Raw genomic sequence first — 19,753 nt, 5'->3', positions numbered from 1 at the left:
TAAGACAATGAAAGCAATTTGGAATGGCGCCATTGGCTTCGGTTTAGTGAACATTCCTGTTAAAATTTATTCGGCAACGGAAACCACAAAATTGGATCTTGATATGCTTGACAAATCTGATTTTTCCAATATACGGTTCAAAAGAGTGAATGAAAACACAGGAAAAGAAGTTAAATGGGAAAACATCGTCAAAGGTTATCTCATGGACGACAAATATATCGTTCTTGATGAGGAAGATTACGAAGCTGCAAGCCCTGAAAAGTCAAAAATACTCTCTATTGACCAGTTTGTAAAAGAGGTTGAAGTAGACAGTGTGTATTTTGAAAACCCCTACTATCTGGAGCCTCAGAAAAATGGAGAAAATGCCTACAGGCTTTTACTGAAAGCTCTTGAAAAAACAGCTATGGTGGGAATCGGAACATTTGTACTCCGTGAAACGGAAGCCATTGGAATGATCCGTCCGTACAAAGATGACATCCTCGTCCTCAACCGTTTGAGGTTTGATCAGGAAATAAGGGATTATAAAGATTTAAAAATTCCCGCTCAAAAAGCCCCGAAACCGGCAGAACTTAAAATGGCGGTTAACCTCATCGAGCAACTTTCTCAGGAATTTGATCCTGCAATGTACAAAGACACCTATTCTGATGAACTGATGAAGATCATTAAGCAGAAAGCAAAAGGCAAAAATATAAAAGCTAAAAAAGCACAGCCTGCAAAAGAAGGTAAAGTGATTGACCTCATGGCACAGTTAAAAGCCAGCCTGAATACTTCTAAATCCAAATCCGCATCATAATGGCTCTTAAAGATTATAATAGTAAAAGGAAGTTCGATGAAACCAGCGAACCAAAAGGAAAAACCAAGAAAAGTAAAGACAAACTTATTTTTGTGATTCAGAGACATGCTGCTTCCAGACTTCATTATGACTTCCGGCTTGAAATGGAAGGTGTACTGAAAAGCTGGGCAGTTCCAAAAGGTCCGTCATTAGATCCAAAAGACAAACGTCTGGCCATGATGGTAGAAGATCATCCTTACGATTATAAAGATTTTGAAGGAAATATTCCTGAAGGAAATTACGGAGCCGGACAAGTGGAAATCTGGGATAGCGGAACTTATGAACCTCTGGAAGAAAATTCTAAACTTACAGATGAAAAAGAACTTCTGAAGGAGTTACATGCAGGTTCTTTAAAGTTTATTTTACATGGTAAGAAACTCAAAGGAGAATTTGCTTTGGTGAAAATGAAAAATAGTGAAGATAACGCATGGCTTCTAATTAAACATAAGGATGAATTTGCAGAAGCCCCTTACGATGCTGAAGAAAATACTTCCCAAAAATCTCTGGTCACAAAATTTTTAGAGGAAAAAAAAAGCCTAAAAATAAAAGAAAAAAAGAACTCATAACATCTGACAGTCCTTTCAGAAGTGTTAATTCTTTAACCAACGAAAAAAAACTGAAGTCTTTCATCAAACCTATGCTGGCTAAGCTTTCAGAGGAAGCCTTCAATGATAAAGACTGGATCTTTGAAATAAAATGGGACGGTTACAGAGCAATTGCAGACCTCAGTAAAGATACTCCACTCTTCTATTCCCGAAACGGAATTTCATTTTTATCCAAATTCGAAAAAATAGCCTTGGAGCTCGAAAAACAGAAACACCATATGATTCTGGACGGCGAAGTTGTAGCCTATGACAAACAGGGAAAGCCTAATTTCCAGCTTTTACAACAAATCGGGGATAATCCCAGCACAGCTCTTGTTTATCAAGTTTTTGATCTTCTTTGGCTTAATGGCCATTCTACAGAAGACCTTCCTCTTATCCAGCGGAAAGAACTCTTAAAGGAAGCTCTTACAGAAACTGGCAGTATTACATATTGTGATCATATTCCGGAAAAGGGTATTGAATTTTTTGGTCAGATGAAAAAAATGCAGCTGGAAGGTATGATTGCGAAACGGGCAGACAGCACCTACAGTGAAAATCACAGAACTGCTGACTGGCTTAAAATAAAATTCTCCAATACTGATGAGGTTATTATTTGTGGTTTTACTGAACCCAGAGGCACACGGGAAAGTTTCGGAGCATTGATTTTAGGAAAATATATCAATTCCCAACTTACTTACTGTGGCCATACAGGTACAGGATTTAATAATAATTCTTTGAAAGAGCTCTATAAAAGGTTTCAGAAATTAATTGTAAAATCTTCACCTTTCGAAACAGTTCCAAAAACCAATATGCCGGTAACATGGGTAAAACCTGAACTGGTTTGTGAAATAAAATATTCTGAAATTACCCGTGACGGAATCTTCAGGCATCCGGTTTTCATGCAAATCAGAGAAGACAAAAGTCCGGAAGATCTTAAAGAATCATCCTTCACCGAAAAACCTAAAGAAATGAAAACAAAAACTGCATCAAAAAAAACGGAGGTTACTGAGAAAGAAAAAGAGATCACTTTAGATAAGCATCTTGTAAAACTTACGAATCAGAATAAGGTTTATTTTCCTGAAGAAAATATTACGAAAGGAGATGTCATAGACTATTATCAATCTATAGCACGTTATATTCTGCCTTATTTAAAAAACCGTCCCCTTTCTCTCAATCGATTTCCCAATGGAATTGAGGAACAAAGTTTTTATCAGAAAGATGCAGGAGATCATATTCCTGAATGGATAAAAACCACACAGGTATATTCTGAATCGAATGATAAATATATTGATTATATTTATTGTAATGACAAAGCAACATTAGCGTATCTCAATAATTTAGGCTGTATTGACCTCAATCCATGGAACAGTTCTTTACCCGATCTTGAACATCCTGATTATCTGGTTTTAGACCTGGATCCTTCTTCAAAGAATACATTTGATGAAGTAATCGAAACGGCTCTTCAGGTGAATGAAGTTTTAAAATCAATTAAAATAAAAGGCTATTGCAAAACTTCAGGGAGTACGGGAATTCACATTTATATCCCGATGGGTGGCAAATATGATTTTGACCAGGTAAAAGATTTTGCTCATATCCTCATGAAGCAGGTGAATGATAAGCTGCCTAAGATTACAACGTTAGAAAGAAGCCTTCAAAAAAGGGATAACAAAAAAATTTATCTCGATTATCTGCAAAACAGAACGGGCCAGACTCTGGCAAGTGCTTACAGTCTGAGACCTAAACAAGGTGCTGCCGTTTCTATGCCTTTGGATTGGGATGAATTAAAATTTGGGCTGAAACCAACAGATTTTACAATTACCAATGCACTTGACAGAATTAAAGAGAAAGGAGACCTGTTCAAACCGGTTTTGGGTAAGGGAATTGATATGATAAAGGCTTTGGAACTGCTTCAGAATATTGATTAATTTCAATATTTTTGCACCCAAAACTTTTATCATGGAGGAAGCAGTCAAATTACCATTATATTTCAATGAAGATACTGAAAGGGAAAATCAGAAATTTTTCTTTCGGTATATATGGAAAAAGCAATTCGTTGAACTAAAAAAAGCAGTCATATATGCTCTGCTATTTCTTGCACTGGGATTTCTCCCTTTAAAATCTCTTAATCTAGGTCCGGTTTCCATCATTTTTAAATATGGAAGTTTTTTATTTATAGGATATATTTTCTTGCTTTTATATCAATATTTCACTACTAAAAATAAAACCTTCAACTTAATAGAAGAACAAATTGAAAACCTCAGAAGAAAAGATGATGAAATCAGTTTTGTAACGCTTAATAAGGAGAGTATCACTGTTAAAAACCCATTCCATACCATCAACTGTGTCTGGAACAAAACTCATTACAAAATTATTGATCAATATCTTATTTTAAATATGGTTAATAATAAGATCAATTTCATTTTTACAGAACCAGAGTTTAAGGAAAATGAATATAAAATTCTCTTAGATTTTCTTCATCAATATTCTAAAAAAGAGAAGTAAAAATCTGTATCGATATTTTAAAACAAAAGCTCCTACATTAATACAATGCAGGAGCTTTAAAAAAATTAAATATAATTATTGATTATAAACATGAATATCTCGTTGTGGAAAAGGAATTCCTATTCCCGCTTTATCGAGAGCTTCTTTACAACCGATGATTAATTCTTCATTCATTGCCCAGAAGTTTTCAGTGGAAGCGCTCACTCTTATGGATAAATTGACAGCGCTATCTCCCAGCTGGGTCACCACTACTTGCGGCGCAGGTGTTTCAAGAGCATATTGATTACTTTTAATAACATTCATTAAAATATCTTTGGTTTGTCTTAGATCTGCATCATAGGCAACCCCTATATCCAATGATGTTCTTCTTGTTCCTAATTGCGTAAAATTGGTAATACTATTATTTGAAACTACTCCGTTTGGAATAACGATGAGTTGGTTTTGCGGAGTGATTAGTTTTGTATGAAAAATATCTATTGCATCTACCGTCCCTGAAACTCCGGAATTGGTAGAAATAAAATCCCCGATTTTAAAAGGTTTTAATAGTAAAATTAATATTCCACCTGCAAAATTTGTTAGAGATCCCTGCAAAGCTAAACCTATAGCCAAACCTGCAGCACCAATCATTGCGACAAATGCAGAAGTCTGTACTCCCAACTGTGTCACCACAACAATAAACAACAGAATATTAAGTCCCCAGTTGATAATATTTAAAAGAAAATGCTGTAGAGAAGCTTCCATATTTCTTTTTTTGAAAGCTTTCTCCACCAGTTTCTTAATCATTCTGATCATCCATGACCCGATAAGATAAATTAATAATGCAGAAATAATTGCAGTAAAAATTCTCGGTGCCCATGAAATGGCTGAAGAAATTAAGGTATCCCAGTGTTGTTGAATGTTGTTCAGTTCTAAATCGTCCATTTTTGTACGTATGTATGTGTTTTATTATTTATGTCAATAGATATTAACATCTTCTGCAAGACTTAAAATGAAATTGAACAAAAGTATATTCCGGTTCAAAAAGAAATTCACTTTACACCAGCCTAGTGAAAGTAAAAATATGATAGATTAAAATAGATTGACAGCAGAACAGATTGTTTCTGCTTTACTCAATAATCATTCAGAAATTGAATCTTGCAGGAAGAAATAATTTTCAGGTCATAGAATTACAAAAACGATACCGAAGTGTGGTATTCATCAAAGAAAAATAATGTTAATGAACATTACTTAAGGTAATTTTGCGGCCAGGCTTTCCGGTAAAAGTCTAAGAATATGGTAGATAATCTTCCATTTAAAATTTGGAACAATGGTAAAGGAGTTTCCTGCATTAACAATAAATTTGGCCACATAATCCGGTTCCATAATCAAGGATTCATTCAATTCCAATCCTTTATTAATCTTTGTTCTGATATAACCAATAACCAAAGCATTGACAATGATGTTACGGGAAGCTAACTCCTGTCTTAATCCAGCCAAAAACTGGGTAAATGCGGCTTTTGTACTTCCATACACAAAATTACTTTTTCTTCCTCTTACTCCGGACAGTGAAGAGAGCCCAATGATTCTTTCCAGGTTTGAATTGGTTTTATCCATTGCCATAATGCTCAGGATTGACACCCCACCCATATAATTGACTTCCATCATTTGTTTGGCACCTTTAAAATCAGTTAAAGCTTTTTGATTGTCTACTAAAAAGCCTGCAGCATACACTACAATATGAGGTTTTACAGAAAGGCTGGAATAAAATTCATGATGAGAATCAAAATCTGCGGCATCAAAGTATAAAACAGAAATTAGTGAGCGGTTCAGATTGTTTGAATCAATAAAATCGTCCAAAGATGTTGTATTTCGGGAAGCTGCAATGACTGAAAACCCTTTTTCAGTATATTGTATCATACATTGTTTTGCTACATCTGAATTAGCGCCAAGAATAAGAACGGTTTTATTTGTGTTTTGATTCATTGGACAAAGATAAATTTTATTAGCCACTAATTCCACCGATATATAAAAACCCTATAAAAAAGCTGCGGCGGGTGAACGAAGTTCACCCGCCGCAGCAAATATTTTCAGACTGAATTATTTTTTTTCTTCAGTTGCTGTTTCTTTTTTGTCTTCTGCCTTCTCAGCAGTTTTTGCTTTATCTCCAAAACGAGCTTCTGTCATTTCTCTTGAAACTGCTGCTTTTTCGAATTTCAGTTTTCCGGATAATGTTTCGATAACAAAACCGTCATCCTGAACCTGAGCAATTCTTCCGTGAAGACCTGATGTAAGAACTACTCTTGTTCCTACTTTAAGGTTTTCCTGAAAGTTTTTCTCCTGCTTCTGTTTTCTCATCTGAGGTCTGATCATCAGGAAATAAAATCCTACAAACATCACCCCCATCATGATCAGCATCATTGGTGATGATCCACCTGCTGCCTGTAAAAATAGTGTCAACATATTGTAAATATTATGGTTGAATGTTTGCTGTGAAAGTTAATCTGATTGGAGCTTTTTCTACGTTTGCAAAAACATCTGCATACTTCTGAACGTTTCCGTCAAAGCTTGAAGAATCGAAATGCAAAGTAACTTTTCCTTTTTTACCCGGCATAATCGGTTCTTTTGTAAAGTCTGGCGCTGTACATCCGCATCCTGGCTTCACTTCAGAAATGATCAATGGGTTTTTCCCTGTGTTGGTAATTTCATATACGTGCTCTACTTTATCTCCTTTTTTGATTTTTCCAAAATCGAAGCTGTTTTCAGATAAAGCTACAGAAGTAGATGGTTCATTAGAAACCGGAGCAGCTGCTTCACCCGATACAGGCGCTGCCGCAGAATCAGTGGTTACCGGAGCCGCAACAGCTGCAGAATCAGTAGTTGCAGTTTCAGTGCTTTGAGTTTCTTTGTTCTCCTTTTTACATGAAATTAACCCAAAGCCTATAATAGACAAGGCGATAATTGATAACGTCTTTTTCATTTTATATTCTATTTTGATCTTTACAATATTTATCTAAAATACCATTGATGAAGATATTGGAACGGTCTGTAGCAAATACTTTTGCAATTTCAATATATTCATTAATGATCACTCTTGAAGGGGTAAAAGCAAAGTTATCAAGCTCTGCAATGGCTGTAGACAAAATTACTTTATCCATTAAAGAAACTCTTTCCAGATCCCAGTTTTCCAATCTTTCTTCCAGCTTCTTTTCGTTGTTTTCCCAGTTGTTCAGAGTATCTCTCAACAATTTTGCAGCGAATGTTTTATCTTCTTCATCTTTAATCATTTTGATCAAAGTTCTGCTTTCTTCATCTTCTCTCAGGAAACCGATCGTTTTTTGTACCATGGAGTTGGCAATGTGAATATCATCATACCATGAAAGTTCTTTATCTCCAAGATAATCATGAAAATCTTCATTTTCAGCAATATATCTTAAAAATAATTTTCCGATAAACTTCTGATCTTCTTCAAAAGAGTATCCATCTTCTTTCATGAAATCCTGATAACGCTTTCCAGCAGTAATTCTTTGGAAAGTTTTTACCAATAGATCATCATGCATATCCCATTTCAACTGCTTATGCTGACCTGTAAAAAACAATCTTTCAGGATTTTCTTCCAGTTTAAGCAATACCTGGTTGTTGATGAATTTTTGGTTAGGATTAATGTCAGAATCAGTTTTAAGATATTTGTTCTTCCCAATTTCGATCTGGTGTTCTGCCAATTCTTTAAGAGCCACCAAAAAATTGAGCTGGTAAATGTATAGATAATAGATTTTCTCTATACCAGCAAACATGTTTTTCTCTAAAACATCAAACTTTACAGGATTTTGGTAGTATGAATACACTGTCTGTACTACTTTTTCACGGATTTGTCGTCTTCCTAACATTCAAAGAGCTTTTTTATGGGGGCAAAGATACAAAATTTAAAATTGATGAAATTCGTAGTGTGATGACATTTTTGTAATTTTGTACAACTATATGAAAGCGCTTAAAACCTTAAACCCCTATTTTTGGAAACACAAAATACTGTTGTTTTGGGGAGTACTATTTATTATTGCCAGTAATTTCTTCAATATATATAAAGTACAGTTTGTAGGAAAATCTGTGGATGAGCTTACAAAAAACGGAAACCTTGGCTTTAACAATCAGGTTTTGATCTATGTTGGAATTATTGTAGGCTGTTCACTTCTGACCGGATTCTTCACTTTCATGATGAGGCAGACCATTATTGTAGCTTCCAGAAGAATAGAATACGAGCTTAAAAATAAGATCTACAGACATTATCAGGATTTATCTTTAACGGATTATAAGCAGACCACCATCGGAGATCTGATGAACAGATTGAGTGAAGATGTTGTGGCAGTAAGAATGTACCTTGGTCCCGGAGTGATGTATGTAGCTAATTTGATCGTCCTGGTATTGATTACAGCTATTTACATGGTAAAAACAGATGCTTCTATGACGATGTGGACTTTACTTCCGCTTCCGATTTTATCTTATGCCATTTATAAAGTAAGTTCGATCATTAACAAAAAGTCGAAGATCATGCAGAAAAGCCAGTCTGCGATTTCCACTTTTGTACAGGACAGCTTTTCCGGAATTCGGGTGGTGAAATTTTTCGCGAGAGAAAAATATATTGAGAAAAACTACGGGGTAAAAGTCACAGATTATCAAAATAAAGCATTAGATCTTGCCAAAACAGAAGCGTATTTCTTTACTATTATTCTTTTTGTCATCGGATTATTAAACGTAGCGGTCATCTGGATTGGAGGATCCAAATATATTGCAGGGGAATTGAGTATCGGTAAAATTGCAGATTTCTTTATGTATATCAACACCCTGATTTTCCCTTTCTCTATGGTAGGATGGGTAACTTCCGTCAATCAGAGAGCTGAAGCATCGATGCAGAGGATCAATGAATTTATGGATAAAAAGTCTGAGATTGTTAATACCAATTTTGAAAATTATCCTATCAAAGGAGATATAGAATTCAGAAACGTTTCTTATATATATCCTAATACAGGAATCAAAGCGCTGGATAATTTAAGTTTTACTGTAAAAGCCGGAGAATCATTAGCTATTATGGGTAAAACCGGAAGCGGAAAATCAACGATTGCCTTGCTTTTATGCAGACTGATTGATCCTAGTGAAGGAGAGATCCTGATTGATGGCAAAAATCTGAAAGATCATAATCTGTACAACTACAGAAACTTTATCGGATATATTCCTCAGGAGAGCTATCTATTCTCTGATTCTATCGAAAATAATATTGGTTTTGCGATTGATAATCCTTCTCATGAGAAAGTGGTAGAGTACGCAAATATTGCCGATGTTCACAAAAATATTGTGGAGTTTAAAGATGAATATAAAACACTTGTAGGTGAACGGGGAGTTATGCTTTCCGGGGGACAAAAGCAAAGAATTTGTATCGCAAGAGCCTTAATTAAGGATCCTAATATCATTATTTTTGATGATTCCTTGTCTGCATTAGACACTGAAACGGAGCAGAATATTCTGGAAAATATTGATAAAAAAATCAGTAATGCGACTTCCATAATTATCACACACAGAGAGTCTAGCGCTCAAAAAGCCCATCAAATTATCAACCTTACCGAAATTGCCAATTCTGTAACTGCTTAGCCATTTCGTTCTCAATTGTTAAATAAATCATAAAAAAAATTTTGTGATTAAAAGAATTCTTTTATATTTGTTCTTAACAAGATTAAAAAATATCTAACAATGAGTGAATACAAGGAACGCCATGAAAATGAGATTTTCACGAAGGTGTTAAAAGCAGGGAGAAGAACTTATTTCTTTGATGTGCGCGAGACGAAAGCAGGAGATTATTATCTTACAATCACTGAGAGTAAGAAGAATTTCGGAGAGAATGGGGAAGCTACATTCGAGAAGCATAAAATTTACCTTTACAAGGAAGATTTTAAGAGTTTCCAGGAGATGTTTAATGAGTCCACAGATTTCATCATTAATGAAAAGGGTGAGGATGTAATTTCAGAAAAACATGATAAAGACTTCAAAAGCAAATCATTCACAATTGATTCTGACGACGAAGTTTAAAAAAAGAATATCTAAAAACACAAGCATCTGAAAAAGATGCTTTTTTTATGCGCTGCCATCAGGGAGTCTATCCAGGATTTTATTGTTACAACACATATCATAATAGAGTTTGGCTAAAGCCATTGGTTATTTATATATAAAAAAACGGGCTAAAGCCCGTTTCTATTGATAATTATGATGAATATTTATATTTGAAATTCGTCATTACTGATTCTCCAATCATCTTACAGATATCATTTCTTTTAATTCGTCCTTATCAGATTCTGATTTCAGGAAACTGAATAATTCGGTTGGCAATCCGTCTTTACAAGGATCTGCACTTCTGTTGTTCATGTTATTCACACTGTTTGTAACTTGCGCAGCAGAAAACATAACAATGCCTCCATCTTTTCTGAGAGTAACCAATTCTTCATTCTTAGTACTTGAATCAAAATTTCCGAAACACATTACATTATTTTGGGTTTGCAGAAGCGGAAACTTTTCAGAGGTAACACCTAATAAAGTATTTCCATTCAATTTAAATAATTTATAATCGCCATCAAAGTTTCTGTGAGCAATAATTTCAGCAGCACCATCAGCATCAATGTCTCCAACAGCCAAACCTTTCCAGTCTGAAGCTGAACCCCAGTTTGTAAATTCAGTGATTTCTGTGAGAACACCACTATCATTGACACGGTAAACATGGAGACCATTATGTATTAAATTATTATCGTCAGCATCAACAAGCAGTACGATTTCATCTTTACCATCTTTATCAAGATCACCTGACGCAACTGCTTTGATTTTAGAATTCGCAGGCAGATTAAGTGTATTTAAATACACTGATTGCATATCTGTGCCAACAAATCTATACACCTTGACTTCTTTATTAAAATTTCTTACTGTAATCACATCATCCTTTCCGCCGCTGATAAAGTTTCCGGCTGTAACGCCCACCCATTCTGATTGTGCTCCCCAGCCTGTATACTTTGTATGCTCAACAATATTACCGTTTTCAACTTTTAAAACATATAAACCATTTTTGTCGGCATCTGCATGATCACTTAAAGCTATCATTTCACTTTTATTATCTCCAAAAAAATCACCGGCAGCTAATCCTTTCCAGTTATATGAAGCACCCAATACCTTACTGCTGGTAACTTGTTGAAATGCTCTATCATGGGGCTCCAAAGTCTGCATCAATCCATCAAAATTTCTTAAGACAACGAATTCATCATCGCTGTCTCCATCAAAATTACCGCTGGCAACTCCTCTCCAGTCAGAATCTTCACCATACTCGTGATCTGTATTGACAGGTACAATTAAATTTTCAAAATTTGATAAAAGTGCCCAGGTGATAGACGAATCAAATACAGTTATGTTACTATAATAATTCTTGGCAGCCTGTAAATCAGAAACTATCTGATATAATGTTTTATCATCATATTGAGATAAATACAACCATAAATATGCCGTATAAGTTCCATATCGAGGAGTTAAAGTAGGATCAGAGGTATTAATATTATACTTGATATTCCAATTCTCACCATTATAATTGACCCCATTTTTTATATGTAAAGGAGAGATATAAATATCTTTCGTCAACGTTTTAGTATACGCATTTATATCTGCAGTGGTATAAATAAGGCTTCCATTGATTGAAATACCATACTTATTACATTCATAAGGAAACGCTGCTGTCAAATCAGCGTGGGAAATATCTTCACGTAAGTCATCGTGTTTCCAATAGGTCCAGACATTTGATCCCAAAGTGGAATTAAGTTGGGTATTTGCTTTTATAAAATTAGCGATTTGATTGAGCTGGACAAGATAATCGTTCTCATCCGTTGCCCTGTACATCTGTACCAGCACTCTTCCAACAGAACTTTGCATGTTAAAAGGTAAGATTTCATCTGCATAATTTACTGGTGGATTATCATTCCGTTCTTTATAGTAACCTATACTAGCGCTGGTGCTAGGACCAGGCTCCAAGTACCATTGATCTCCATGATAATCAAGTGTTTCTTTTATTTTTTGTACAAGATCAGCAGCAATTGTCATATAATTTTGACCTGCATAACGACCCGTTGAATTATATACTAAATTTTGAATAGTAGTGTCATTCTTGACTATTGCCGCGAACTTAGCCATAGGATATGTAATATTAGCACTATGTACCAAGTGAGAATAAGGCAAGCCTGAATCCATTGTTGCATTGTAGTGGTTAGTAGACCAGGTAGGTCCTGAATATCCCCGGTAATCATATATCTTACTTAATCCCTGCACCTGATCTCTCAGATCGTCCCTTCTATCAATTGTATTTCCAATACACTTGATCAAAGTATTAGCATATTTTGGATCATGTGTTTTTTCATACATAAGAACCAATGCTTCCATATGAGCAGGAACTCCCCAGGCAAATTCAAGCTGGTCCGAACTTGTAGAATTACCATTCCACTGGTCGAGTCCTCTGGTATCAAACAGGCGTTTATAATAAGATTGAGGATTTGATTGGGAGTATGATAACATGGAGAAGAGCCCAATAGCAATAATAAAGAGTTTTTTCATATTAATAGTTTTGATTTGATATCATTTCAAAGAGAATTTCTTCCCATGATTCTGATTAAACAAATATAAAAGTTTCAATACTAATCTTTACATTTATTTTAAAGAACTTAATAAGAACCATTTTTGTACACTGGCTTAAGAATTATATACGTATGACGGAGAAAAGATTTTGGAAAGGGGATGAAAAAGAAGTGTCTGTATTTTTTGAAACAGACATAAAATAAAAAAGTACACTTGTAAAAAGTGTACTTTCTTTGGGTGAATGAGGGGTCTCGAACCCCCGACCTTCGGAACCACAATCCGACGCTCTAACCAACTGAGCTACAATCACCGTTTTGTGAGTGCAAATATAGAACATTTTCCTCAACTACCAAACAATTCCATCAAAATTTTTCAAAGAAATTAATTTCTCAGACGTAAAGCCCTCAGCATAAGTAACTCCCGATAACCGGCCTAAATCCTGTGCTCGGTATGTTAAGCTCTCATAAAAGTCTTTTGTGGTAATCGGAGTCTCGGGTTCTTTAGAAGTCGGGTCATAAAACTGAGTTTTGTAGGCCATGCAAGCTTCTAGTTTTGTATTAAGATGTTCTGAAATGTCAATTACAAATTCCGGTTTGATATCTTTCCATTGAATATAGTGAAAAACATGTTTAGGTCTCCATACTTCCTGATTCTCTCCATCCAATACCGTTTCAATTTTTCTCAGTCCGGACAAAAAGCACGCATCCGATACTAATTTCGCTCCTTTTGCATGGTCTGGATGTCTATCATCAATGGCGTTGGCTAACACGATTTCCGGACGGTATTTGCGAATCATTTTTACGATCCTCATTTGGTACTCTTCAGAATTTACCAAGAAACCATCTTTCATTCCCAGATTCTCTCTGGCTGAAAGTCCTAAGATTTTAGCAGCATCTGCGGCTTCTGACTTTCTGGTTTCATCAGTCCCTCTTGTTCCCAGTTCTCCTCTTGTAAGATCTACAACCACACATTTTTTTCCTTCAGAAACCATTTTAGCAATAGTTCCTCCGCATCCCAGCTCTACATCATCAGGATGGGCTCCAAAAGCAAGTATATCAGTTTTCATAGATTCAAAGATAGGATTTAAAATAAAAACTTCCCAAACATTACGAATGGGAAGTTTTAATATCTATAATTTAAAATTTAAATTACTTATTGATTTCTGCATTTAATTTTACAGCATCCTGATAAGTAGGATCTAGCTGTAAAGATTTAGCTACATAATCTTTTGCTTTTGCCGCATCAGAATCTTTGCTCATATAAGCTACCGCGAAGTAAGCGTAAGCAAGAGTCTGCTTGTTAGCCTCCTGATCAGCTGGTTTTACTGTACTGATGAATTTTTCATAAGCCAATTTTGCCGCATCATTGTTTCCAGCTTGCTGGTAAGAATACCCCTGGCTGTAATATGCAGGAGCCCAGTCAGGAAGAAGAGCTGACATTTTTTGCCATGTAAGAATTGCTCCATTCCAGTTTTTAATATCCTGGTAAGCTGTTGCCAATTTAAATAGAGCATCAGAATCCTGGTTGTTTGCCGCTACCTGCTTTTTCAATGCTTCAATTGCAGGGTTAGTAGGTCCTTTATCAACTTCTGATTGAGATACACCACCGCCACCTGCGATGTTAGCTAATTCAAGATCCCATTTCATGGTCTCATCTTTAGCAGCTTTTGCAATAGCAACTTTCTGCTGAGCTTCCGTCATTAAAGCTGTTTTTTTAGCAGCATCCTTTTCATCTTTTGCTAAACCTGCAGCGATAAGTCCTTGTAAACCTTGGTCAGCAGGCTGTACTCTTGTTTTTTCAGCCTGAGAAACGAAAGTATCCATATTCTGCTTGGCATCAGTATAGTTTTTATCTGCATACGCCTGGTAAGCTCTTAATTTGAACTTAATAGGATCATCGATTTTATCAAAGATTTTATCCAAAACCATTTTAGAGTTTGCATAATCTTCATTCGTGAAGTATAACTTAGCAATTTCTAATTGAGTATATGGATCTTCGTCAGCATATTTTGTATAGTTGATAAGATCCTGCGTTGCTTTTGCATTTTGTTGGTATCTGATATCATAACCAGCCAACGCTTTATATGCAGGAGCATAAGTAGCATCTACCCCAATAGCTTTATCAATGTTTTGTTTAGCTTGCTGCCATTGTTGTGCTGCCATCCATAAAGTTGCCATTCTTGTATAAACGGACGCTTTATTTTTAGCACTAGGTAATGCTTTATCATAAGCAGACATAGCCTCTCCCGGCATTCTCTTTAATCTGTAAGCATCTCCTAATGTATAGTAATAGTGTGCAGGAACACCTTTTTTCTGAGCTTTCTCAATCGCTTTAGTCAAAAACTGGATAGCTAGATCTGGTGAACTGTTTTTCTCAAATAAAGTTAAAGCTTCTGCCGCTCTGAACAGCACTTCAGCATCCTTTTCTCTTGAATCAGTAACTACTTTTTGAATTTCAGCAATGGCATTTTTATCTCCTTTACCTAATTTAACAGCAGCTAAACCAATTTTGTTTAGATAGCTTTTACTGTCAGCAGCTAAACCTTTGTTGAAATTTTCAGTTGCTTTAGCATAGTCTGGCTCTCCTTGTCTTAAGAAAGTATTTCCTAAATAGAAGTAGTTATCAGCTGTAGGCTCTTTAGCGATCATTTCAGTGAAATTTGTTTTTGCCTGCGCAAATTTATCACTGTCTATACTGTTAATACCATCCTGCAATGTCTGTGCAGAGGCAAAACCGGTAAAAAATACCACGGCTGCTCCAAAAGCAATCTTCTTTACATTCATATTCATTATATCTTTCATTTTATATTTTCTAATAATTGAGTTATATTCTACACAATTTTCAGACCAAATCAATATTTTATTAGGGATAAATTGTGAATTTAATTTTTTTAACGCATTTGTACCTCTCTCTTATATATGTTATAAGGCTGCAGACCTTCTTTCTGTACAATCTTTTGGCCTAAATGGGTACATGAAAACCTTATAAATCCATTAGCAATATTAAAATTGCCTTCGTTAATAAGGAAATAAAGGACTCTTGTAAACGGATATTCCATGGTACGAAGTCCATCGAAATCTGCCGTGTATGATTTTCCTTTCTCAACCACAGGAAGAACTTTCACCATATTTCTCAACCTTTCTGAAGTTTTATCATAAGGACGGCTAAAAGTATTAAGTCCAACAACGCCAATTTTGTTCGGATATTTTCCTAATTCCTCGATAATCTGTTGATTTCCCGGAATAATGGAAAATTTAAGGTCTTTTGGTTGTTTTTTAAGTTTTTCCGCAACAAAATTCAAATTACTTGAATTGGTTCCGTCGAAGATAAATTCTTTTTTATCAGACATCAGCCCACTGTTGATTTCCTCCATAGAAATACTTTCTTTCGGAGAATCTTTAGGAACAACAAATACGACTGCATCTGCAGCAAATTTGGAAGGAAGAAACTTCAAGTCTGTTCTTTCCTCATATGTTTTTATTTCTTCTGGGTTAAGATTTCTGGACATTACCACTGCTTTAGCACTTCCTTTAAGAAGATCAAGAAGTCCTAAATCTTCTTTCTTGGTTTCTACTTTGATGTGAGTGTCAGGATAGTTGATCATATAGCCTTCAGCTAATGCCTCTGTAACGCTTTGAAAAGATTCGTCAGTGAAAATTGTAAGATCACCTTTGTGATAGGAAGGAGCGTTTTTCTCCTTTTTGCAGCCTGCAAGCATTATGCTCAAAGCAAAAACTACTGCAAGCTTAAAACTATTCTTCATTTCTCGATTTTTTAATTCTTGAGATCGCCCTGTAAATTCTGAAAATACCATAAATAACAAGCACTACTCCCAATGGATAAGCAATAGCAGGTTCTAAATTAGTAAAGAAGAATTTGTAGACAATCACTACAATTCCTAAAACGATATAAAACAATCCCGTAACCAGGGATAACCAATTGAACATCATGTAACAAAAATACCAAAAAAAATAAAAAGAGAAGCATATGCTTCTCTTTTTATTTATATTTTGAATAAATAAGTCTTATTCAAAGTTCATAGTAAATGGTACGCTATAGTAAGATCTAACGCTCTCCCCGTTTCTCTTCGCAGGAGTCCATTTTTTAAGTTTCTTAACTACACGCATAGCTTCACTGTTGAAGTCGCCATTTGGAGATTTCTCTTCAATAGTAACATTTGAAACAGTTCCGTCTTTTTCTACAACGAACTTAAGCTTAGTTTTAAGCGTTCCTTCACCTCCTTCCATTAGAGAAGTATCAAAGTTATCCCCTAAGAATTTTCTTAATGCTCCCATACCTCCAGGATATTCTGCAGACTGGTCAACATCTTTATAGATCTCGTTAGGGTTATTTGCTTTTACCTCTGCTGTACTAGCTTTAGTACCTGTAGATGGTGGTGGTGGCGGTGGCGTATAAGCTGGAGCCTTTACCCCCTCCTGATTGTTCAAACCAGTTGTAGTTTCCAACTGCTTAGAAATTGGAGGTGGTGGAGTTTCAATTTTCGGAGCTTTTACAGGCTCAGGAACTACGTTCTGAATCACCTCAATTTTCTCTTCTTCTTTTGGAGGAGGTGGTGGTGGTGGTTCTTCGTCTTTAGGCTGCTCGATAATTGGTTCTTCTTCGATAATATCTACAAGGTCTGCCTTTACTTCTTGTTTAGGCGGAGCTGTAAGATTTTTAATCGTAAGATAGATGAACGGAGACAAAGCTGCCAAAAGGAATAAAGCTGTTCCGATGATAAAAGACTTTGTTAAAAGTCTCGGATACTGATGTCTAATATCATAGGCACCATATTCCTTGTTTCTATTTTCAAATACGATCTCGTCTAAAGTAAGATTCTGACCGTATACATTTTCATCTGCCATAGATTAGATATACAATTTTATGGTTAAATTACTTTGTAGCAGCTGGTGCAGCAGCACCTCCTACTTTCTTATCATAAATAGCTTTTTCCCAAGGCTTCACATCAGTAACACCGTACTGCTCACTTTTGGTAATTGCCATTTCGTCAAGAATATCAACAAAGTTCTTATATATAGCATCATCAGTTGGCTTAATGATCACGGTAAATTTCGTTTGATCTGCAGCTCTAGATTTTGCCTGCTGAATTACTTTTCTAATTCCTTCTCTATCAAGAGTAGTTTCCATAAGAGTCTGATCATTCAAGGAAGTAGCATCCTGTTGGTGCCAAAAAACTCTGTTATTTTTTCCTAATAAAATAGAAATTGAGTTAGAAAGTTTAATTTCTGTTGGAGGTGGTTTTTGTTTTTCATCTTTCGGTTTAGCCGGAAGACCCAAATCCATCACATTCGGTTTACTGAATGTAGTTGTGAACATAAAGAAGGTAATCAATAGAAAACCCAAGTCCACCATAGGAGTCATATCGACTCTGGTATTTTGCTTCTTGGAGCGAACCTTGCCGCCCTTTCCGCCTTTTTCTTGTACTTGTACTTCTGCCATTTCTAATGATATTATTATGGTTTACCTTCTTGTGATGTAATCAACCAAAATTTAAGAAAATCAATATCTCTTAAACCCTCAAATAGACTTTTAACTTTAGGGTATTGAGTTGTAACGTCACCTTTAATAGCTAACTTGTAGTCAGGGTTAACGCTCAAACTTTCTTTTACCCAATCAATTAATTGTTTATTTGTACTGTCCATAGGAATACCTGATGGACTCTTATAATTTTTCTGCTCATCTGCAGGCATATCCAAGTACCCTTTAAGCTGGTTCATTGGAACTCCAATTGCCTGAACTTTCTGGAAAGCTGCTTTTTGATTGTTGTCAAAAGTAATACCATACTTTTGTCCCATTTTATCCAAAAGAGCAAGTCTTTCTGATGCATTGTCTACTGGTTGGAAATAGAATTTCCCATCCGGAGTAGCGTTGATAGTCATTAAACTAGCATCAGGAAGCAATTTTTCCGAAATTGAAGATGGCGGTTTGATCTGCTCCACGTCAGGTTTTTTAAACTGAGTGGTCAAGATAAAGAACGTAAGAAGTAGGAACGCAACGTCACACATTGCGGTCATGTCCGTTACGACTCCATGTCTTTTAGGTTTGACTCTCGCCATTATTATAAAATATTTTTAATTAAACTTCTTTTAATTGCTAATGCAAATATCCTGCTAATTCTTAGTTGAATTCAGCAAAAGATTGTTGGATACTCATAGAGATCTCGTCGATCTTGTAAGTTAATCCATCAATTTTAGATGTAAAGAAGTTATAAAGGATAATAGCGATTGCTGAAGTACCAATACCTAATGCCGTGTTAATCAAGGCTTCAGAGATACCTGTAGATAGAGCAGCAGCATCTGGAGTACCACCTCCTGAACCTAATGCAAAGAACGCTTTGATCATCCCGATTACAGTACCAAGAAGTGCGATTAGCGTTGCAACAGTACCTAAAGTAGAAAGGATCATCATGTTTTTCTCAAGCATTGGCATCTCAAGAGTAGTAGCTTCTTCGATAGCTTTGTTAAGAGCTACCATTTTCTGCTCTTTATTTAATGTAGTATCGTGAGAAAGTGCTTTGTAAGTAGTAAGACCTTCTTTTACTACGTTACCAACAGAACCTTGTTGTCTGTCACACTCTTCGATAGCTTCGTCAATTTTGTTTTGGTTTAGTAAGCTTCTTACTTGAACAACGAAGTTGTCTAAGTTTCCTTTTCCAGCTGCTTTACCAAGAACGAAATATCTTTCAAAAGAGAAAACGATTACAGTAATCATGAAAGTAATCAAGATTGGTACGATAACCCCTCCTTTGTAGATAATACCTAAGAACGATTCTGGGTGAATGTCTTTTCCTTCAACACTTGAAAAAGCTACAGAACCACTTCCTAGTTTATCTGCATCTTTAAAGTTTCCTGGGCTACCAAGAACGAATAAATAAATACATATTCCTATAGCAAATAGAATAGGAATAATAACAGCTGGATTTAAACCTCCTGCCTTTCTAGCAACTACTTGCTCATCATTTTTTGAAACATTCATTTCCATATTTAACTAAATTATATTGTTTTAAAATTTTACAGGGTGTAAATTAAAGGCAAAATTAATTAAAATGCAAGAGTCTTAATTAAACATTTTGCTTTTTTTTGATAAAGAAAATTTAATACGATTTCGAAATAGTAATTATTTTAAATTATTTTATTTATTTTTTCCAAATTTAACATTTGAATTAAAAAATCAAAAAAATAAGACACCCATTTTT

20 protein-coding genes and 1 tRNA gene are annotated in these 19,753 nt (G+C 35.4%); 6 read left to right on the top strand and 15 right to left on the bottom strand.

Annotated features, from left to right (window positions below; genetic code table 11):
* Positions 1-7 precede the first annotated feature (7 nt).
* The 4 genes from JOE44_RS19730 (at position 8) to JOE44_RS19715 (ending at position 3,918) form a co-directional block, all read left to right on the top strand.
* The gene (locus JOE44_RS19730) at positions 8-793 is read left to right on the top strand and encodes a Ku protein (RefSeq protein ID WP_209786906.1); all 786 of its coding nucleotides are present in this window, start codon (positions 8-10) and stop codon (positions 791-793) included.
* Positions 793-1,398, top strand: coding sequence for a DNA polymerase ligase N-terminal domain-containing protein (locus tag JOE44_RS19725; protein ID WP_209786905.1), 606 nt, complete (start codon positions 793-795; stop codon positions 1,396-1,398). The genes JOE44_RS19730 and JOE44_RS19725 overlap by 1 nt, the downstream gene beginning before the upstream one ends.
* Before the next feature lie 71 nt (positions 1,399-1,469).
* Positions 1,470-3,341, top strand: a complete 1,872-nt coding sequence (ligD, locus tag JOE44_RS19720; protein WP_209786904.1) for a DNA ligase D — start codon at positions 1,470-1,472, stop codon at positions 3,339-3,341.
* A 31-nt stretch (positions 3,342-3,372) separates the two neighbouring features.
* The gene (locus JOE44_RS19715) at positions 3,373-3,918 is read left to right on the top strand and encodes a hypothetical protein (RefSeq protein ID WP_209786903.1); all 546 of its coding nucleotides are present in this window, start codon (positions 3,373-3,375) and stop codon (positions 3,916-3,918) included.
* A 75-nt stretch (positions 3,919-3,993) separates the two neighbouring features.
* Here JOE44_RS19715 and JOE44_RS19710 read toward each other — a convergent pair whose 3' ends face one another.
* The 5 genes from JOE44_RS19710 to JOE44_RS19690 form a co-directional block, all read right to left on the bottom strand.
* Positions 3,994-4,839, bottom strand: a complete 846-nt coding sequence (locus tag JOE44_RS19710; protein WP_209786902.1) for a mechanosensitive ion channel family protein — start codon at positions 4,837-4,839, stop codon at positions 3,994-3,996.
* A gap of 306 nt (positions 4,840-5,145) precedes the next feature.
* Positions 5,146-5,880 carry an SDR family NAD(P)-dependent oxidoreductase gene (locus tag JOE44_RS19705; protein WP_209786901.1) on the bottom strand — a complete coding sequence of 245 codons (735 nt, stop codon included), beginning with the start codon at positions 5,878-5,880 and terminating at the stop codon, positions 5,146-5,148.
* 114 nt (positions 5,881-5,994) lie between these two features.
* Complete coding sequence (gene yajC, locus JOE44_RS19700) at positions 5,995-6,357, bottom strand: preprotein translocase subunit YajC (protein WP_209786900.1); 363 nt, start codon at positions 6,355-6,357, stop codon at positions 5,995-5,997.
* A 10-nt stretch (positions 6,358-6,367) separates the two neighbouring features.
* The gene (locus JOE44_RS19695; protein WP_209786899.1) at positions 6,368-6,874 is read right to left on the bottom strand and encodes a DUF1573 domain-containing protein; all 507 of its coding nucleotides are present in this window, start codon (positions 6,872-6,874) and stop codon (positions 6,368-6,370) included.
* Between the two features lies 1 nt (position 6,875).
* Positions 6,876-7,781 (bottom strand): transcription antitermination protein NusB, encoded by a 906-nt coding sequence (locus tag JOE44_RS19690; RefSeq protein ID WP_209786898.1) that lies wholly within the window; start codon positions 7,779-7,781, stop codon positions 6,876-6,878.
* Between the two features lie 91 nt (positions 7,782-7,872).
* Here JOE44_RS19690 and JOE44_RS19685 point away from each other — a divergent pair, with 91 nt between their 5' ends.
* Both JOE44_RS19685 and JOE44_RS19680 read left to right on the top strand, forming a co-directional pair.
* Positions 7,873-9,534, top strand: coding sequence for an ABC transporter ATP-binding protein (locus tag JOE44_RS19685; RefSeq protein WP_209786897.1), 1,662 nt, complete (start codon positions 7,873-7,875; stop codon positions 9,532-9,534).
* Positions 9,535-9,633: 99 nt separating this feature from the next.
* On the top strand, positions 9,634-9,969 hold the full coding sequence (locus JOE44_RS19680) for a DUF3276 family protein (protein WP_034701927.1): 336 nt from the start codon (positions 9,634-9,636) through the stop codon (positions 9,967-9,969).
* 219 nt (positions 9,970-10,188) lie between these two features.
* On the opposite strand, the gene JOE44_RS19675 is transcribed toward JOE44_RS19680, so the two are convergent.
* The 10 genes from JOE44_RS19675 to JOE44_RS19630 form a co-directional block, all read right to left on the bottom strand.
* Complete coding sequence (locus JOE44_RS19675; RefSeq protein ID WP_209786896.1) at positions 10,189-12,516, bottom strand: VCBS repeat-containing protein; 2,328 nt, start codon at positions 12,514-12,516, stop codon at positions 10,189-10,191.
* 256 nt (positions 12,517-12,772) lie between these two features.
* Positions 12,773-12,848 (bottom strand) — tRNA-His (locus JOE44_RS19670).
* Between the two features lie 35 nt (positions 12,849-12,883).
* Complete coding sequence (gene bshB1 / locus JOE44_RS19665; protein ID WP_209786895.1) at positions 12,884-13,603, bottom strand: bacillithiol biosynthesis deacetylase BshB1; 720 nt, start codon at positions 13,601-13,603, stop codon at positions 12,884-12,886.
* Positions 13,604-13,685: 82 nt separating this feature from the next.
* Positions 13,686-15,338 (bottom strand): tetratricopeptide repeat protein, encoded by a 1,653-nt coding sequence (locus tag JOE44_RS19660; RefSeq protein ID WP_209786894.1) that lies wholly within the window; start codon positions 15,336-15,338, stop codon positions 13,686-13,688.
* An 89-nt stretch (positions 15,339-15,427) separates the two neighbouring features.
* Positions 15,428-16,300, bottom strand: a complete 873-nt coding sequence (locus tag JOE44_RS19655) for a substrate-binding domain-containing protein (protein WP_209786893.1) — start codon at positions 16,298-16,300, stop codon at positions 15,428-15,430.
* Positions 16,290-16,487, bottom strand: coding sequence for a DUF308 domain-containing protein (locus tag JOE44_RS19650; protein ID WP_209786892.1), 198 nt, complete (start codon positions 16,485-16,487; stop codon positions 16,290-16,292). The genes JOE44_RS19655 and JOE44_RS19650 overlap by 11 nt, the downstream gene beginning before the upstream one ends.
* A gap of 75 nt (positions 16,488-16,562) precedes the next feature.
* Positions 16,563-17,402: an energy transducer TonB gene (locus JOE44_RS19645; protein WP_105681685.1), complete on the bottom strand. Its 840-nt coding sequence runs from the start codon at positions 17,400-17,402 to the stop codon at positions 16,563-16,565.
* A gap of 28 nt (positions 17,403-17,430) precedes the next feature.
* Positions 17,431-17,997, bottom strand: a complete 567-nt coding sequence (locus tag JOE44_RS19640) for a biopolymer transporter ExbD (protein WP_209786891.1) — start codon at positions 17,995-17,997, stop codon at positions 17,431-17,433.
* A gap of 14 nt (positions 17,998-18,011) precedes the next feature.
* The gene (locus tag JOE44_RS19635; RefSeq protein ID WP_209786890.1) at positions 18,012-18,614 is read right to left on the bottom strand and encodes a biopolymer transporter ExbD; all 603 of its coding nucleotides are present in this window, start codon (positions 18,612-18,614) and stop codon (positions 18,012-18,014) included.
* A gap of 61 nt (positions 18,615-18,675) precedes the next feature.
* The gene (locus JOE44_RS19630; protein WP_209786889.1) at positions 18,676-19,539 is read right to left on the bottom strand and encodes a MotA/TolQ/ExbB proton channel family protein; all 864 of its coding nucleotides are present in this window, start codon (positions 19,537-19,539) and stop codon (positions 18,676-18,678) included.
* Positions 19,540-19,753: the final 214 nt, after the last annotated feature.

The sequence above is a fragment of the Chryseobacterium sp. PvR013 genome, assembly GCF_017833095.1.
In the GTDB taxonomy this organism is placed as follows: Bacteria; Bacteroidota; Bacteroidia; order Flavobacteriales; family Weeksellaceae; genus Chryseobacterium; species Chryseobacterium culicis_A.
Note: the sequence above shows the minus strand (reverse complement) of the source record. Positions and strands in the feature narration are given on the sequence as shown.

Coding starts and splice junctions, on each gene's coding strand:
- JOE44_RS19730 (WP_209786906.1), top strand. CDS start 8: ATGAAAGCAATTTGGAATGGCGCCATTGGCTTCGGTTTAGTGAACATT.
- JOE44_RS19725 (WP_209786905.1), top strand. CDS start 793: ATGGCTCTTAAAGATTATAATAGTAAAAGGAAGTTCGATGAAACCAGC.
- ligD (WP_209786904.1), top strand. CDS start 1,470: ATGCTGGCTAAGCTTTCAGAGGAAGCCTTCAATGATAAAGACTGGATC.
- JOE44_RS19715 (WP_209786903.1), top strand. CDS start 3,373: ATGGAGGAAGCAGTCAAATTACCATTATATTTCAATGAAGATACTGAA.
- JOE44_RS19710 (WP_209786902.1), bottom strand. CDS start 4,839: ATGGACGATTTAGAACTGAACAACATTCAACAACACTGGGATACCTTA.
- JOE44_RS19705 (WP_209786901.1), bottom strand. CDS start 5,880: ATGAATCAAAACACAAATAAAACCGTTCTTATTCTTGGCGCTAATTCA.
- yajC (WP_209786900.1), bottom strand. CDS start 6,357: ATGTTGACACTATTTTTACAGGCAGCAGGTGGATCATCACCAATGATG.
- JOE44_RS19695 (WP_209786899.1), bottom strand. CDS start 6,874: ATGAAAAAGACGTTATCAATTATCGCCTTGTCTATTATAGGCTTTGGG.
- JOE44_RS19690 (WP_209786898.1), bottom strand. CDS start 7,781: ATGTTAGGAAGACGACAAATCCGTGAAAAAGTAGTACAGACAGTGTAT.
- JOE44_RS19685 (WP_209786897.1), top strand. CDS start 7,873: ATGAAAGCGCTTAAAACCTTAAACCCCTATTTTTGGAAACACAAAATA.
- JOE44_RS19680 (WP_034701927.1), top strand. CDS start 9,634: ATGAGTGAATACAAGGAACGCCATGAAAATGAGATTTTCACGAAGGTG.
- JOE44_RS19675 (WP_209786896.1), bottom strand. CDS start 12,516: ATGAAAAAACTCTTTATTATTGCTATTGGGCTCTTCTCCATGTTATCA.
- bshB1 (WP_209786895.1), bottom strand. CDS start 13,603: ATGAAAACTGATATACTTGCTTTTGGAGCCCATCCTGATGATGTAGAG.
- JOE44_RS19660 (WP_209786894.1), bottom strand. CDS start 15,338: ATGAAAGATATAATGAATATGAATGTAAAGAAGATTGCTTTTGGAGCA.
- JOE44_RS19655 (WP_209786893.1), bottom strand. CDS start 16,300: ATGAAGAATAGTTTTAAGCTTGCAGTAGTTTTTGCTTTGAGCATAATG.
- JOE44_RS19650 (WP_209786892.1), bottom strand. CDS start 16,487: ATGATGTTCAATTGGTTATCCCTGGTTACGGGATTGTTTTATATCGTT.
- JOE44_RS19645 (WP_105681685.1), bottom strand. CDS start 17,402: ATGGCAGATGAAAATGTATACGGTCAGAATCTTACTTTAGACGAGATC.
- JOE44_RS19640 (WP_209786891.1), bottom strand. CDS start 17,997: ATGGCAGAAGTACAAGTACAAGAAAAAGGCGGAAAGGGCGGCAAGGTT.
- JOE44_RS19635 (WP_209786890.1), bottom strand. CDS start 18,614: ATGGCGAGAGTCAAACCTAAAAGACATGGAGTCGTAACGGACATGACC.
- JOE44_RS19630 (WP_209786889.1), bottom strand. CDS start 19,539: ATGGAAATGAATGTTTCAAAAAATGATGAGCAAGTAGTTGCTAGAAAG.